Source organism: Chitinophaga sp. 10T418, assembly GCF_056394125.1.
The window spans coordinates 99,971-116,199 of sequence record NZ_JBFTHG010000018.1; the positions used below are offsets into that span (position 1 = coordinate 99,971).

Annotated in this window: 9 protein-coding genes and 1 pseudogene; 7 read left to right on the forward strand and 3 right to left on the reverse strand. The window is 44.3% G+C overall.

Going from position 1 to position 16,229, the window contains the following annotated elements; translation table 11 throughout:
- Positions 1–14: 14 nt before the first annotated feature.
- Positions 15–3,149, reverse strand: a complete 3,135-nt coding sequence (locus AC1DCV_RS33185) for a ligand-binding sensor domain-containing protein (RefSeq protein WP_477027198.1) — start codon at positions 3,147–3,149, stop codon at positions 15–17.
- A gap of 394 nt (positions 3,150–3,543) precedes the next feature.
- Between AC1DCV_RS33185 and AC1DCV_RS33190 the strand changes: the two genes are divergently transcribed.
- The 4 genes from AC1DCV_RS33190 to AC1DCV_RS33205 are packed head-to-tail and all read left to right on the forward strand — an operon-like array spanning position 3,544 to position 10,985.
- Entirely contained in the window at positions 3,544–4,863 is a 1,320-nt protein-coding gene (locus AC1DCV_RS33190) for an IPT/TIG domain-containing protein (protein WP_477027199.1), read from the forward strand.
- A 16-nt stretch (positions 4,864–4,879) separates the two neighbouring features.
- On the forward strand, positions 4,880–7,948 hold the full coding sequence (locus tag AC1DCV_RS33195; RefSeq protein ID WP_477027200.1) for a SusC/RagA family TonB-linked outer membrane protein: 3,069 nt from the start codon (positions 4,880–4,882) through the stop codon (positions 7,946–7,948).
- 29 nt (positions 7,949–7,977) lie between these two features.
- On the forward strand, positions 7,978–9,957 hold the full coding sequence (locus AC1DCV_RS33200; RefSeq protein WP_477027201.1) for a RagB/SusD family nutrient uptake outer membrane protein: 1,980 nt from the start codon (positions 7,978–7,980) through the stop codon (positions 9,955–9,957).
- A 59-nt stretch (positions 9,958–10,016) separates the two neighbouring features.
- The gene (locus tag AC1DCV_RS33205) at positions 10,017–10,985 is read left to right on the forward strand and encodes a DUF4973 domain-containing protein (protein ID WP_477027202.1); all 969 of its coding nucleotides are present in this window, start codon (positions 10,017–10,019) and stop codon (positions 10,983–10,985) included.
- A 100-nt stretch (positions 10,986–11,085) separates the two neighbouring features.
- Here AC1DCV_RS33205 and AC1DCV_RS33210 read toward each other — a convergent pair whose 3' ends face one another.
- The gene (locus AC1DCV_RS33210; protein WP_477027203.1) at positions 11,086–12,669 is read right to left on the reverse strand and encodes a Na+/H+ antiporter; all 1,584 of its coding nucleotides are present in this window, start codon (positions 12,667–12,669) and stop codon (positions 11,086–11,088) included.
- A 358-nt stretch (positions 12,670–13,027) separates the two neighbouring features.
- On the opposite strand from AC1DCV_RS33210, the pseudogene AC1DCV_RS33215 reads away from it, so the two are divergent.
- The 3 genes and pseudogenes from AC1DCV_RS33215 to AC1DCV_RS33225 all read left to right on the forward strand — a co-directional run.
- Positions 13,028–13,132: pseudogene (locus tag AC1DCV_RS33215) on the forward strand (T9SS type A sorting domain-containing protein); the annotation flags it as partial.
- A gap of 158 nt (positions 13,133–13,290) precedes the next feature.
- On the forward strand, positions 13,291–14,262 hold the full coding sequence (locus tag AC1DCV_RS33220) for an aldo/keto reductase (protein ID WP_477027204.1): 972 nt from the start codon (positions 13,291–13,293) through the stop codon (positions 14,260–14,262).
- Between the two features lie 42 nt (positions 14,263–14,304).
- Entirely contained in the window at positions 14,305–15,111 is an 807-nt protein-coding gene (locus AC1DCV_RS33225) for a helix-turn-helix domain-containing protein (protein WP_477027205.1), read from the forward strand.
- An 11-nt stretch (positions 15,112–15,122) separates the two neighbouring features.
- Here AC1DCV_RS33225 and AC1DCV_RS33230 read toward each other — a convergent pair whose 3' ends face one another.
- Positions 15,123–15,896, reverse strand: a complete 774-nt coding sequence (locus AC1DCV_RS33230) for a hypothetical protein (RefSeq protein WP_477027206.1) — start codon at positions 15,894–15,896, stop codon at positions 15,123–15,125.
- Between the last annotated feature and the right edge of the window lie 333 nt (positions 15,897–16,229).

Below are 16,229 nucleotides of genomic sequence, written 5' to 3' on the forward strand. Positions count from 1 at the left end.
CGTTGTTATTGTGTTTACGTTTTTAGTAAGGGCAGCGTCAATGTGAAAATATTATTTTCCCCGTCTGTAGTATATTCCAGGCTGCCCTGGTGAAGCAAGGTAATGGATTTGGCGAGGGATAGTCCTATGCCTGTTCCGGTAGCAGTGGTATTGCCTGATCGGTGAAATGGCTCAAAGATGCTGGCCCTTTCTTCTTCCGGGATAATGCTGCCGTCGTTTGTGATACGGATGTAGGCCTGCTCCTCCGATGCTGCAATGGTTAATATAACTTTAGAACGGCCATACTTGATGGCATTATCTATCAGGTTACTTACAATCTTAATTAATCCATCATCGTCAATATTGCAGATGATTGCCGGTGTGTCGATTTCCAGCCGGTAAGTCACTCTTTTAGGATTGATGGCGGGTTGAAAGTCGTTATATACTTCTTCGATGATGGGTACGATATTCCTGGCGGCTAGGTGTAATGAGTAATGGCCCGATTCCACCTTCCTGAAATCCAGTAACTGACTGGTTAATGTAAGCAACCTGTCCGTATTTTTATTCATCACCATTACCTCGTGCTTCATTTCCGGGATGGCTTCCACATTTTTAAGGATCTTACTCATCGGTATCTTGATTAAAGTAAGCGGTGTTTTTATCTCATGCGCTACTTTTGTGAAAAAGTCGATCTTGGATTGATACAGCTCTTTTTCCTTATTCAGCGTAAAGATTTCCATCAACCGAAGTTGTTTTTCTTTGTACCTGTTGTGATAATATTTTGTAACAAAATATGCGATCGTAAGGAGGAGTAGCATATAGAAAAGATAAGCCAGACCGGTTTTCCAGAACGGCGGCGTTATTTCAAGCATAAAGGAGGTTTCATTGGATACCCATAAGCTACTGCTGTTGGTCGACTTTATTTTAATGATATAGTTTCCCGGCGACAGGTTATAAAAATGCATGATTTTGTTCTTATCTACATAATTCCAGCCCTTATCAATACCTTCCAGCATATAGGCGTACCGGATATTGTCAGGCGCGGTATAACTGAGCGCTACAAAATCAAGGCTGAAGGTAGAGTTGTTATATGGCAGCAGGATCTTATTTCCCTGCCGGAAGAGATAGTCGGAAAAGAGATGACGGGAATTAATGGTAACATCTTTATTGAAAACCTGTAACTGGGTAATATAAATGGGTGGCGTATAGCCGGTAGTGGTATAGTTGTCGGGATTGAATCTTATAAGCCCTTTCAGGCAGCCAAAGTAAATATTTCCTTCGGGATCCTTAAACGAAGAGCGGTGATTGAACTGGTCGCTTAATAAGCCATCGCTTTGCTTAAAGGTTTTTATCTGCCCGGATTTCCGTTCTATATATGCCAACCCTTTTGATGTGGATGCCCAGATATTGTTATGATCATCCCGGACGGTGCTGTACACAATATTACTGGGCATCCCGGAGGTAGTGTTGTAAACCCTGGCAGTACCGTTGGCCTGGTCGAGGTCGAAGAGACCGGATTCAGTACATATCCACAGATGATGGTGGTCATCCTCCAGGAAGTTCAGGATTTTGGTATTGTCGAAAGGGTAGGTGTTGTTTAACTGTACGGAAAGTTTTTTCGCTCTCTGTCCCGGGTCTATGTAAAAAATGCCGTTGGCATGTGTGCCCATCCAGATACGTCCTTTGCTGTCCTGTGTGATAGCAGAATAAAACTCATCGGGCATCAGGTCCTGCAAGTAATGGAATTTCCCGTTTGTTTTATCAAAATTATAGATGCCGTTGGAAGTGCCTACCAGTATGTTTCCAGCGGCGGTTTTATAAAGGATATTAATATAATTGCTGTTTAACCCATTGTTGGTGAAGGCCGCATAATGTTGTTTGACTTTGTTGGTCTTCAGATCAAAAACATACAGCCCGTCCTTAAATGTTCCGATATAGAGGTGATCGTTATCGGCGAGAAGTCCGTGTATATTATTGGGTAAATCGGCTGCCCGTTTGTTTTCATTATTGTAATTAATAAAGGTTTTTTTATCCGGGTCAAACGCGGCGATTCCTTTATCTTCTGAGCCTACCCATATTTTCCCGTATTTATCCTGAACGATTTCCCGCACCACATTTCCCTCTATGGAAGTGCCGGCAGATGTTGGAAAGAATTTTTCAAAGGCGATAGGATGATGTGCGTAATAATTGATACCTCCGAAAAAAGTACCCAGCCAGATACCACCTTCCCTGTCTTTGCACATCGAATAAATGGCGTTATCGGTTAAGGAATATTGATCATGCGGGATTTTATAAATGTGCTGTATATCATTTGTATGGGTGTTCAGTATGTATAAGCCGGATTCGGTACCTATCCAGTATTCCCTGTTGCTGACTTTCAGCAGGCTTCTGATAAATAGTTGCTGGTGTTTGGCGGCTGGCAATGTTACGGCTGTCCACTGCTGCCGGCGCAGGTCAAATTTCAATAACCCCGTTTGTGAAGTGCCGATGAATAAGCATTCATTTTCTTTGTCTTCACAAATGGTTTCAATAGTATTGGCTGTTCTCACAATTTTATCGGAGGAATAGTAGATAAAATTGTTATGGCTGCTGTCATATTTTGCCAACATACCATTTGCGCAACCCAGCCACATGGCGCCGTCTTCGGACTTATAAAGTGTGGTGATGTTTTGCAGGGGTGGCTGATGGTAGGTCTCTGTTCGTTTGGTATCCGTATTGTATTTGTATAAATGGGCCCCTTCCACAAACCAGATATTGTTGTGCGCATCGCCATGTATTACGCGGACGAGCTGCCCTTTTGTGTGTGGCAGCCTGATGAAGCATCCGTCTTTCGTGTTTAAATAATACAGCCCTTTTAATGTGGCCACCCATAAGGTTCCTTTAACATCCTGGTACAGATGAAAAATAGGGTTGTTGTTCAGGGAATTAGGGTTATCGTCCCCGATCCTGAAAATTCTGAAGTTGTAACCATCGAATCTGTTTAATCCGTCTGGTGTACCAAACCACATAAATCCGTCTTTGTCCTGCAGTGAGGTAATCACGGAATTATTGGACAGGCCGTTCTCCACTTCATAATGCCTGAAGTATATTGGTTGTGCGCTGCTTTTCCCTGGCAGGGAAAATATCATTACCGTATAGATAATGCACCTGAGTACAGAATGGCAATTCATTAAACGGTTGTTTTACTAAAAAATGCTCCACCGGTTGTTTATCATTGGCTACAGGACTGATCAGTATCAGGGATGTCCGGTTTTATCACTTGCTATCAGGAATTTATTTATTTGATGCCCCGTACAATGCAGGGAGAAACTATTGCTCAAGAATGATACAAATTAGATCTTTTTTGATTCAAAATGGAAGTACGGGTTCTCCGGTACAGTGTAAATTTACTTTTAATTAGCCAGTAATGGTTGAATACCTATAGCGCAGGATATTATGTTACTGTGGCTGCACTGGATTTCGTCCTGCAGACTACTTCGATATTCCATTTTATCAACGTCAAAAAAATGAATGTAAAGTATCAAAGACTACATATGCTTTGAGTTTTTAACATCGCCACCCGTTATGAAAAAAATCCTGAAAACGCTTCATCGAAGCCTTCCCTTTGCCGTGCTTGGCAGTCTGCTTTTGGCTGCCTGTTCCAAAAACAAATCGCCTGATACAGTGGCGAAATTTGATCCGTCCAGGGCCGTTATCCTGGAGAGATTTACTCCCGACAGCGGGGGAGTAGGATCCCAGATGATTATTTACGGCAGCAACTTTGGTAGTGAAGCCAGTATCGTAAAAGTATTTATTAATGATGTACCTGCTCCGGTGGTCGGAGTGGAGAATAATGCCATTTTTGCTTTGGTGCCTTCACAGGCCGGAGAGGGAACAGTAAAGGTGCAGGTGGGATCCGGTACCAACATGAAAGAGGCTTTATCAAAGACGAACTTCAGGTATATTTTTAACCCGGTAGTAGGCACGCTGGCTGGCTTTACAGACAAAGATGGCAAGACCGCTATCGTAGATGGTGATATAAAAAAAGCACAGTTTGAAGAGCCTTACTGGCTTACGTTTGACCAGCATAAAAATCTTTATTTGCTGGAAGAATACCGTGGCCTGAGATTTATTGACTCTGCCCGTACGGCGGTGAAAACTTTGTTCAGAACGGGGAATGGGCTGGACAGGCCGCGAACACTGGCATTTAACCCTACTTTTGATACACTCTATGTTACCAACGATCAGTGGGACGAACGTGGAATCAGTACGGTAGTGCTTACGCCTGCATCGGGCTTTACAAAATGGAACTCACTGATTTTTTCCAGAACTACAAATGGAGGTGATGCCAATCCGGTAACAGGTGATTTCTTTTTCAACTCCTATGCAAAAGGAGAGATGTTTAAATGGGACCGTACCAACAGGTCTTCCCGCTTTATGTACCGCGTAGATGATGTGAATTGGGAGTTTAATATCCAGTTTGCACCCAGCGGAGATTTCGCTTATATCGTTGTGGTAAATCAAAGCTACATCCTCAGAACAAAGTACAACAGGGAAAGCGGTATACTGGATGCTCCCGTACACTTCGTGGGAGGAAGAGGCCAGCACGACTACCGCGATGGCGTGGGAGCTGATGCACGGTTCGATCATCCGCAGCAGGGCACCTTTGATAAAAATAATAATTTTTACCTCGTGGACGCCAAGAATCATTGTATCCGGAAAATAACTCCCGAAGGTGTGGTGAGCACGTTTGCAGGGCGACCCCGTGAATCAGGATATGCAGACGGTCCGCTGCGCAAAGCCCAGTTTAACCTGCCACGCGGCATCGTTTATGACGAGGCTGCCGGTACTTTTTACGTGGCAGACCAGGGCAACCACAGGATCAGAACAATCTCCGTTGAATAAACTAATTGTCTTTATAATGAGAATTTTTTACTTATCCCTGATCTTCATTGCTATTTCTATCACTGCCTTCTCACAACAAACAGTTGAAATTACCGGTATCGTCAGCGATACCAATCACCTGCCTTTGGCAGGCGCCAGTGTTGTTGTGAAAGACAAGGTAGGATTGGGAACCATGACGGATCAGCATGGGAAATATAAAATTAAGGTAGAACCTTATCACACATTGATGTTTTCGTTTGTTGGTTTTGCGACCAGGGAAATAACAGTACGTGATAACCGCGTGGTGAATGTAACTATGCAACCGGCTAATACCAGTGCGCTGGAACAGGTAGTAATAACTGCCGTGGGGCCACAAAAGAAAGTCACAGTTACGGGTGCCATCACCACGGTAAACCCTAAGGATCTGCGAACGCCTACCGCCAATATCACTAATGCATTGGCGGGCAACGTGGCTGGCGTCATCGCCATGCAGGGATCGGGTGAGCCGGGCAGCAACCAATCGGAATTCTGGATAAGAGGTATATCCACTTTCGGTGCAAACAGTGCTGCCATGGTGCTGGTAGATGGTTTTGAACGCCCCTTTAATGAAATAAATATTGAGGACATAGAATCCTTCTCCGTATTGAAAGATGCTTCCGCCACCGCTATATATGGATCAAGAGGTGCGAATGGGGTCATACTGGTTACTACCAAAAAGGGGAAAACAGGTAAAGTAAATATCGACGGAAAAGTAGAACATACTTATAATACCCGTACCCGCACCCCCTCCTTTGTTGATGGAAATGCATATGCCGCCCTGGTAAATGAAGCCAAAATAACCAGGAACCAGGAACCGATTTACACACCTAATGAACTGGAAATACTCCGCCTCGGACTGGACCCGGACCTGTATCCCAACGTGAACTGGCAGGATGAAATGCTGAAGACAGGCGCCAACAACAACAGAGCAGCGCTGAACATCAATGGTGGTGCTACCATTGCCAGGTTCTTTGTTTCCGGAAGCTACGTAGAGGAAGGCGGTATGTACAAGTCAGATGCTTCTCTGAAAGAATATAAAACAAACGCCAAACTCTCCAGGTGGAATTACAGGATTAACCTGGATCTGGATATTACCAAAACCACTTTACTCCGGATAGGGGTGGCTGGCTTCCTGGAAAAAAAGAACTATCCTGGCCTTAAGGATGATATCTGGTATTCTTTGGTAGGGCAGTCGCCCGTATCCATTCCGAAAATGTATTCCAACGGGCTGGTTCCTTCTTATGGAACAGGTAATAAAACCAATCCCTGGGTGCTTGCCACACAGACCGGTTACCGTGAATACTGGAGGAACAAAGCGGAAACCAATTTCGTGATAGATCAGAACCTGGATTTTATCACCACCGGCCTGAAAATTACCGGCAGGCTTGCTTTTGATGCCAATAATGATAATAGGATCCTCAGGAAAAAATGGCCCGAGCAATATAACGTAGAAAAAAGGCGTGACCGTAACGGCAACCTGATCATGCATCGCATTTCCCCTGAAGCGATGATGTTCCAGGAGTCGACATCCGGCGGTGAGCGGATATCTGTTTATGAATTGGAGCTGAGGTATGGCCGGTCACTGGGCAAGCTGCACAGGATCGAAGCGTTGGCCAAATATTTCCAGCGGGAGCAACGGCAAACCGTGGACCTCGGGTCGGATATCATTACCGGCATTCCCCGCAGGAATCAGTCTGTGTCGGGCCGTTTGATGTACGGGTATGATAACCGTTACCTCGCTGAGTTTAATTTCGGTTACACCGGCTCTGAGAATTTTAAACCCGGTCACCAGTTTGGTTTCTTTCCCGCTGTTTCCGCCGCCTGGAACATCTCGGAGGAAAAGTTCATCCGGGATAATGTCCATTGGCTGGACCTGCTCAAAGTTCGTTATTCCTACGGAGAAGTGGGCAATGATAATTTTGGCAATAACCGTTTTGCTTATCTCAGCACCGTTGAATCCGGAGGCACTTACAACTTTGGCGAAAGTATCAGTCCCAATATTTATCCGGGTCTGTATTACAAAAACGTTTCTTCGGAGCAGCTTACCTGGGAGATTGCGCGCAAACAGGATCTGGGTTTTGAAATGAGTATGTGGAGGGATTTATTTTCCATAACGGTTGACCTGTTCCGGGAAAGAAGGGAAAATATTTACAAGCAGCGGTCGCATTTGCCTGCCATGGTGGGTGTTGTCAGTCAGCCGTGGGCGAATGTGGGCATCATGGAAAATCAGGGCTTTGATGCGCAATTTAATATGAACCGGAAAATCAAAGCCGTGGATATTACCCTGCGGGGCAATATCACCTATTTTAAAAACAAGGTGATTGCCTTTGATGAAGAAGCCAATAATCTGAAGTACAAGATGACGCAGGGGTTTCGCTTCAACCAGGCAAGGGGCCTGATAGCAGAAGGACTATTTAAGGATTATGAGGAAATAAGGAATAGTCCCCGGCAAACTTTCGGTGCTTACCAGCCCGGTGATATCAAATATAAAGACGTAAACGGCGATGGTATTATTGATGATAACGACGTAGTTCCGATTGGTGCATCCCGGGTTCCCTGCCTGATTTACGGCATCGGCATGTCGGCCAGGTGGCATGGAATAGATTTTAATGTTCACTTCCAGGGTGCAGGAAAATCATCATACTTCATTACTGGTCCCAGCGTGTATCCTTTTGTAGAAGGCAGCTGGGGGAATATTCTCTCTGATGTGGCGGTACCGGGCAACAGATGGATCTCAAAGGAGATCTCCGGTGATCCTGCCACAGAAAATCCGGATGCAAAATATCCGAGACTTAGCTATGGAGGCAATGCCAATAACTACCGTGCGTCTTCCTATTGGTTGCGCAATGGTGCATACCTGCGGTTAAAAAATATGGAGCTGGGCTATACCTTACCCCAAACGATCACGAGGTGGGCACATATCAAAAACGCCAGGTTTTATATAATGGGGCAAAATCTCATGGTTTGGGATCACCTGAATCTCTGGGACCCGGAACTGGCGAGTGGAGACGGTATGAGTTATCCTCCTTCAAAAACAGTTACCGGCGGGCTTACCATCAATTTTTAACCAACAGCCAATTTAATCCATTAAATGTTATGAAGAAAAACGTAATGATGCCGTTTTTTTGCGCGCTGGCAGGCATACTACTACTGGGCTCCTGTAAGAAGTATCTGGATATGGATCATTTTTTTAAAGACCGTCAGAATACAGATACCATTTTTGTAAGAAGAGATTATTCAGATCAATGGCTGGCGAGTACATATACGCACCTGCGCAATGAAAATGCAGAAGTTGCCAGCAAGGGATTTACACCTTTTAATTTTATATCTGACGATATGTTCTTTGGTGACAGGGATGATAAATACCGCAAATATAAAAACGGAGAATACGATGAAACCTGGGATCAGTCGTCCTGGTCGTCCTGCTACGAAGGGATCCGCAAGGCCTCTGTTTTCATACACAATATTGATAAAAACAGGGAGATGACCACAGAGGAGATAGCAGAGAAGAAAGCACAGGCCCGTTTTCTCAGGGCCTACTATTATTGGCTGCTCTTAAGAAAATATGGTCCTGTACCGATCGTTGCTGACAAAGGAATCGATTACACTACGGAGTATGAAAACCTGGCCCAGCCAAGAAACACTTATGATGAATGTGTGGAATTCATTACCGGAGAGTTGGCAACAGCAGCAAAAGATCTTCCGCTGCAGCGTACCAATAGAGATGCAGCCAGGCCAACAAAAGGTGCTGCACTTGCTGCCCGTGCAAAAGTATACCTGTTCAGCGCCAGCCCGCTCTTCAATGGAAATGCGGAGATGGCTGACCTGGTGGATAATACCGGCCGCCCTCTCATCTCGCAAACATATGACGATACAAAATGGGCAAAGGCTGCTGCCGCCGCAAAAGATGTGATTGACCTGAACGTTTATAAAATATTTACTGCACCGTTCAATGCCGATGATCAAAGCGCCACACAACCAAAAACAATCAGTCCGCCCTACCACCCGCTCTATTCCAATAGTAGTTTCCCACTGGGATGGAAGGATATAGATCCATTTCAATCTTACAGCCAGCTGTTTAACGGTGCTTTAGGCTATACTGCTAATCCGGAGATCATCTTTTCCCGTGTTACGGAACAGGGCTCAGAAGGGATAGATATGATGGTACTGCACCAGATGCCTTTCTCTCTGAAAGGATGGAATACCCATGGCATGACACAGAAGCATGTGGATGCCTATTATATGAACGACGGAACCAACCTGCCGGTAAATCCACGGGTAACTGGTTTTACCAGCAATAAGGAAGAACACAGGCCTTTACCCCCAAATGTTTCTTTGCAATATGCCAACAGAGAGCCCCGCTTTTATGCCTCTGTAGCCTATAACGGAAGTATGTGGGAAAACACCAGCGCCACAAGAGTGGAAGACCGGTATAAGCAGGTGTTTTATTACCGCGGCTACCCGGATGGTAAACAGCCATCGTCTCCTGCATTTCATATCAGAACCGGTATAGGGATCAAAAAATACTACAACCCTTTTGATTCTTTTATGGAAGGAGGATTTATAGTACCTAAAGTGGAGCCGGCCATCAGATACGCAGAAGTATTGTTGATATATGCAGAGGCCATGAATGAATTGAATGGAATCTATAGCATTCCCAACTACCAGGGTACCGGGAATATTGCCGTAGGAAGGAATGTGCCCGAAATAAGTAAATATCTCAGCCAGGTGCGTATCAGGGCAGGAGTACCCGACTTTGACAACAATGTGTATGCTTCAAAAGAGAGACTGAGAAAGGCTTTGAAAAGAGAACGGGAAATTGAATTGTTTGCGGAAGGACATCGCTATTTTGATCTGAGACGATGGAAAGACGCCCCCGTAGAAGAATCCACACTGGTAATGGGGTGTAATATGAATATGACCGAAAGTCAGCGGGACCTGTTTTATATTCCGGTGGTCATCCCATCCCTGCCTACCATTTTTGTGAAGAAAATGTATCTATGGCCTATCTCACACAGTGAACTGAGAAAGAACAGAAAGCTGACTCAAAACCCCGGATGGACCATGTTCGACTAGAACAGCCATATGGTTGTTAAGGGTTACAAATTATCGTMTCTGACAAAATAAAAAAACTGATGAAAAAAATATATTATCTCACAGGACTATTTTTACTTTCTATTGCCAGTGCATGTAATAAAGAGTGGGAAGAGGAGCTATTTACGAAGTATGTGGCATTTGCTAAAAATGGCGTGGTACAGGTATCCGTGAAGTACAAAGAGGAGGGAGGAAACATTCCGCTGAAGGTGCCTATTGTATTAAGCGGTTCCACTACCAATAATGATGATGTACAGGTTACCATTGCATTGGATAAAGATACGCTTGACAATTTAAACTTCGACAGGTTTCGTCTCCGGCAGGATCTGTATTTTAAAGAACTGCCTGCTGACTTTTACAGTTTTGAATCACTTACCGCAACCATTCCTAAAGGTGCCAATACTGGTTATCTGAAACTCAATTTAAAACTGGAAGGGATAGACCTGGTAAATAAATATATTCTGCCTGTACAGATTATTAGTACCTCCAGGTATGAGCCATCCCGGTTGAAGCATTATAAAAAAGCGCTGATCAGCGTAGTGCCATTCAATAACTATTCCGGCAAATACTCTGTTGCCGGTGCGGTTTGGGACAGAACAAGAGATGAGAATAGTCAGACGGCATTGACTGTACCTTCCAGAAATGCATGGGTTGTTCGTGAAAATAGTATCTTCTTTTTTGCAGGTGTAACAGAAGAGGAGGCGATGGACAGGGCAATGTATAAGGTCAAGGCAACATTTAACAAGGATAGCACGGTCACATTAACTTCTGATAATCCAACCATCAACTTTTCACAGCAAAAGGGTATCTATACTGTTAGTAAAAGAATGGATGAAGTGCAGCCCTACCTTGAAAAAACCTATACAACCGTATACCTGGAGTACTGGTATGACGATATTACCAATCCTGCTTACCCTTTAAAATACCGGTTTAAAGGGTCGATGATTCTGGAGAGGGTAAAGAATATCCTGATCCCTGAAGAAGACCAGCTGGTGCAGATCGGGGATTAGGGGATAAAATAAAAACACTGATGCAATAAAAAACCTGCAGCATCAAATACTGCAGGTTTTTTTATTTTTAGTGGTAAAGAAGGAGATCATTTTTCCATCTCTATAAAAGCTTGATACGTTCTTCTTCCAGGTCGATCTGGAAGATCAGCCAGTGGATGATTTCATCCGGCCATTCGGGCTCCTTGTTTATCCCGATAAGGAATTTTCGTTGGTCATCGAGCAATTCCAGGTAGTGCTGTTTTGCTGTTTCACTTAATCCCAGGTTTTCCGGCTCCTTGAGTTTGTGTTCCCATTGTTCGATCATGCGTTGCAGCTTTTGATCTGTGAGCTGACCGTTCTCGTGTTTTTCTCTCAGCAGCCTTACCGTTTCGATCACCATAAGCCGCTTTACCCTTGCTTTAAGTTCGTCCTTCGGCTCCTCTTTGAAGTGACTATTGATATTGGAGCGCCTTATAAAATAGGGCAGGGTGAGCCCCTGTATCAGCAGGGTAAGCAGGATGACAATGAAGGTGATGAATAGAATAAGGCTCCTGTGGGGAAATGGTGCGCCGTGAAGTGTTGTTGGTATGGCCAGTGCGGCCGCCAGGGAAACCACGCCCCGCATGCCGGTCCAGCCCATTAGCAGTGGCAGTGTCAATGCCCGGCGTCGGTTGTTGTTGATTATGTTCACCGCCACACCCGGTCTGAATATACGTGTGGCCAGCATCGCGGCGTAGGAACTGATGATCCTTGCTATGATGAGCACGGCAGTCGCCAAAAGACCATAATAAACCGCTTCTGTCAATGGGGTTCCATCGGCACGAAGTCCGGCCACAACTTCCGGCAGTTCTAAGCCTATTAGCATAAACACAACACCGTTCAGTATAAAGATTAATGCCTCCCAAAAACTCTGGCCCCTTACCCGGCTGGAACTTGATAGAAAGGAGAAACGCCGGTTGGCCAGGAAAAGGCATCCTGTCACGACCGCCAATACGCCGGAACCATGTACCTGCTCGGCAATCCAGTAAAGGAAGTAGGGTTCGATGAGTGAAAAGACAATGTCTGAAGGAGCGTCTGTAGGCAGGTATTTATGTGCCTGCATGAAGAGCCATCCAAATATCAACCCAAGACCTACTCCTCCCATTATCATCCAGGAAAAATCCAACAGTGCTTCGTGAAAAATGAATTGCCCGGTGCCTACGGCCACCAGTGCAAACCTGAAAATGATCAGTGAGGAGGCATCATTGAGCAGGCTTTCGCCTTCCAGTATAGCTGCCGTTATTCTGGGGATTTTTACAAATTTCATGATCGCCCCGGTACTCACCGCATCAGGAGGGGATACAATGCTGCCGAGCAGTAAGCCAAGTGCAAGCGTAAATCCCGGGATAAGGTGGTTGGCCAGCAGGGCAACGGCAAATGCGGAGAAGAGCACTACCAGGAAGGCAAAGCTGCCGATCATGCGCCACCATTTTTTCATTTCCTTAAAGGAGACGCTCCAGGCTGCATCAGACAGCAGTGGTGGCAGGAAAATAAAAAAGATCATGTTGGGATCGATCTGCACTATTGGAAGCCCGGGTATAAAACTGACCAATAGCCCGGCTATCACCAGCAACACAGGATAGGCGACCCTTAACCTGGTAGCCAGCATCTCAATCAAAACGATAGCGGCTACCAGGGCCAGAAGAAGGGGTAGTTGTTGATGCATATGTAAATCATAAGGCTACTAAAATAAAACCAAATTGTTGAATTTAGATTTTAACAGATCATCATTTTGTAAGTATTCCTGAATTTCGGCCAGATGAGGATCCGGGTAATGAACTTGTTTTTATGATACATTATCCCGAAAACGTCTACCTGGAAATCAGTATTTTTTGCAGACAAACACCAGAAATCGCCATTGCTTTTTCAAAATCTATTGATTGCGTTGTGAAATACTGCTGGAAGCAGTTTAGACTTACATGTACGCCCTGAAAAACCTTTATTTAAAACTGTAATAATGAAGATGAAAAAGCAGATGATATTTTTACCGGGTATCGAGTACGCATCGTGGCTTCAAAACTTCAAATACCAATACCCTTGATATCAGAAAGCTACCACATGGTTTATATTTTGTGCAGGTTTACAATGGGAATCAGCAGCGACAGGTACTGAGATTTATCGGGCAATAATTCACTTCTTTCACCGGATAAACTGTTTCTGGTTTATCGGGGTATATACAAATGGCGGAAAAGCTGAGCTGCCCAGGCAAGTAAATTGAGCCATGAGAGAAAGCAGTGATAGTACCTAAAGGCGGATCTTTGTGTCCTTAATCAATAAAACAGCAGCTATGACAGCAATAACAAAGATAACACTTGGCCAAAACGGGCCACTCGTGTCTAAACTAGGATTAGGTTGTATGCGGATGTCGCCTGTTTGGGGAAGCGCGGGGAGTGATGAAAATGAAAGTATTGCTACCATTCAGCAGGCATTGGACAGCGGCATTAACTTTTTGAATACCGGCGACTTTTACGGCAGCGGACACAATGAATTGCTTGTAGGAAAAGCCATCAAAGGAAGGAGAGACGATGCCTTTATAAGTGTTAAGTTTGGTGCAATTTTCTATGGTGGTCAGTGGCTTGGACTGGACCTGCGTCCTGTAGCCATCAAGAATTTCATCAATTATTCTCTGGTGCGCTTAGGTATAGATACCATTGACCTTTATCAGCCGTGCCGACTAGACAACAGTGTTCCTATAGAAGATGTGATCGGAACTGTTGCCGACCTGATCAAAGAAGGGAAGGTGCGCTATCTGGGCGTTTCTGAAATAACCGCAGACCAATTGCGTAAGGCGAATAGTGTTCACCCGGTAACGGCATTGGAAATAGGCTATTCATTGGCAGATCGCCAGATAGAAAGCGAGCTGCTTCCTACGGCTAAAGAGCTGGGTATAGGAGTGGTGGCATTTGCCAATACAGCCGAAGGGTTACTCACCGGTGAGATGAAAGCACCTCTTCCTGCTAATGACTACCATCATCACTTCTCGCGCTTTCAGGGAGAGAACCTGGTAAAGAACCTGGAGAAAGTGGAGGTATTAAAGCAACTGGCTAAGGAGAAGGGATACACACCAACGCAACTGGCAATTGCCTGGGTGAATGCGCAGGGAGATCATATCATGCCATTAGTAAGCATGAGCAGGAGGTCCCGGTTGCCGGAAAATATTCAGGCCATGGAAATTGAGTTCACGGCTGATGAATTGAATACACTTAACACACATTTTTCAACTGGAGCGATACTTGGAGGTACCTACCTGCAGCGGTAGTGGAGTTGCAGATAACCCCCGGCTGTTTTATATCTTTGCATTATGACAAACCCAACTGAAATAATTCCCGGGGTTATCTTTTACTCTTATTTCTCCGCCATGAGAAAGGAGAAGGTGGCATTTCTGGAGCACAATACGCTGGTGTTGCAGGTTTCGGGCGTCTTTACGTTGGAAACTGCCAGCCAGCAAATCTCTATGAGTCGCGGCGAAATGTTGCTGATACAAAAAAATCAATTGGGAGAAATTACTAAAACGCCTTTGGATGGTGAGGATTATCAGACCATTGTCATTGTGCTGAAAGAAGACTTCCTCCGGAAGATTGCCCTTGAGGAGCAAATAGAGACAGGGCAAAAATACAGTGGGCCTTCCAACATTCGTATCCCCGGGAGCGTTTTTTTGCACGCTTTCTTTCAATCTTTGCTTCCATATGTTCAGCATCCGGAAGAAGAAGTAACCAGGGCGATGGGGATGCTTAAAGTAAAAGAGGCGGTATATCTTCTTATGAATACGATGCCCGAGCTCCGGAAATTCTTATTCGACTTTTCGGAACCGTATAAAATGGATTTGGAAAAATTCATGCGCAGCAACTTTCACTACAATATTCCGGTTGATCAATTTGCACGACTTACAGGAAGAAGCCTGGCAGGATTTAAGCGTGATTTCCAAAAGATATTCGGGATGGCCCCACGACAGTGGTTATTAGAAAGGCGACTGGAAGAAGCCCGGCATCTTATAGAAAAAAAGAACAAAAAATCATCTGCCATTTATCTTGACCTGGGCTTTGAAAGCCTCTCTCATTTCTCKCATTCTTTTAAGAAGAAATTCGGCAAAGCACCTACCGAATGGTAGCCATTCTTTAATCAGGTATATTCCAGGCAAATCACTGCTTTTTTCAGCTGATCATCATGAAATAAGTAAATCTGATCAGCGGCATTTTCCTGGAAATGGTATCCTTCCATACAGGCGATATAGTTAAAAAGACGGCCATCTTCCCTGAGCGGCTTATCCATCAGATTGGTGCCTGCGTATTCACATTCATCAAGAGGGAGATGGTTTGTATTGATTTCGTCTATTACACCGTTGATCTTTTTATTGATGACTTCTGCCAGATAATCTGAAGGCGCATCATTGTGCAGATCTTCTACTGTCAGCTTCAGCAGCCTTTCTAATTTTCTGATTCCTTCTACTGTTAAGCCGGGCCTGTAGAAATCCCGATCGTATAATTGTCCGAATTTTTTATAGTACGACTTCTTTAATTGATACATCGCCTCATTAAAATTAAATTGTATCTCCTCATCGGTATATTCCAGGTGATAACTATCCGGTGGGATTTCGGTGGAAACAGTAAAGTATTCCCACTTCGCGTCAAACTTATATTTCCCATCGATGATATCAAAACCGAACATATCGCATTTGGTGTAGTTTGTGTGAAACGCTGTCGTGTTTTCACCTACCCGACCATCATATATTTCTTTTACAGACACAAAATGCAGCCACTGATCCTTGTCCGGTAAAAGGAACCCCAGATTAATAGAACATAAGGGCAGAAAGTATTTCCGGTGATTTTCCACATCATCATAAAAAACATCCTCGTATTCCGGGAATATTTTAATGAAGCTACCTGGTATTTCCATTCTCAGCTGATTTTATTTGTTTGAACCGTTAAAGATAGTTGTTTTCATCCTGGTAATAGAATGTAATTATATTAAGATATTGTGAAGAGTCGCTTTTTTTTTCTTTAAAAGTATTTAGTCCTGAATTAGTTAGATCTATTTCTGAAATATATGGTTTGTGGTCCTAACCCAAACGTATAAACTATTCATGGGATTTATCTTATTTTAGTTGAACAGCCGCGAATAAAAAATGCGCATGAATATCAGTGCCGCAGTTTTGCAGTATATGTATTACCCCCAGATATGGCTGCGGAGATACTGCAGTAAGTGCTAGGTGTTGATGCCTTGAAATAT

Excerpts from the sequence above, each read along its gene's own strand:
- AC1DCV_RS33195 (WP_477027200.1), top strand. The coding sequence starts at position 4,880 with ATGAGAATTTTTTACTTATCCCTGATCTTCATTGCTATTTCTATCACT.
- AC1DCV_RS33220 (WP_477027204.1), top strand. The coding sequence starts at position 13,291 with ATGACAGCAATAACAAAGATAACACTTGGCCAAAACGGGCCACTCGTG.
- AC1DCV_RS33185 (WP_477027198.1), bottom strand. The coding sequence starts at position 3,149 with ATGAATTGCCATTCTGTACTCAGGTGCATTATCTATACGGTAATGATA.
- AC1DCV_RS33205 (WP_477027202.1), top strand. The coding sequence starts at position 10,017 with ATGAAAAAAATATATTATCTCACAGGACTATTTTTACTTTCTATTGCC.
- AC1DCV_RS33190 (WP_477027199.1), top strand. The coding sequence starts at position 3,544 with ATGAAAAAAATCCTGAAAACGCTTCATCGAAGCCTTCCCTTTGCCGTG.
- AC1DCV_RS33210 (WP_477027203.1), bottom strand. The coding sequence starts at position 12,669 with ATGCATCAACAACTACCCCTTCTTCTGGCCCTGGTAGCCGCTATCGTT.
- AC1DCV_RS33230 (WP_477027206.1), bottom strand. The coding sequence starts at position 15,896 with ATGGAAATACCAGGTAGCTTCATTAAAATATTCCCGGAATACGAGGAT.
- AC1DCV_RS33200 (WP_477027201.1), top strand. The coding sequence starts at position 7,978 with ATGAAGAAAAACGTAATGATGCCGTTTTTTTGCGCGCTGGCAGGCATA.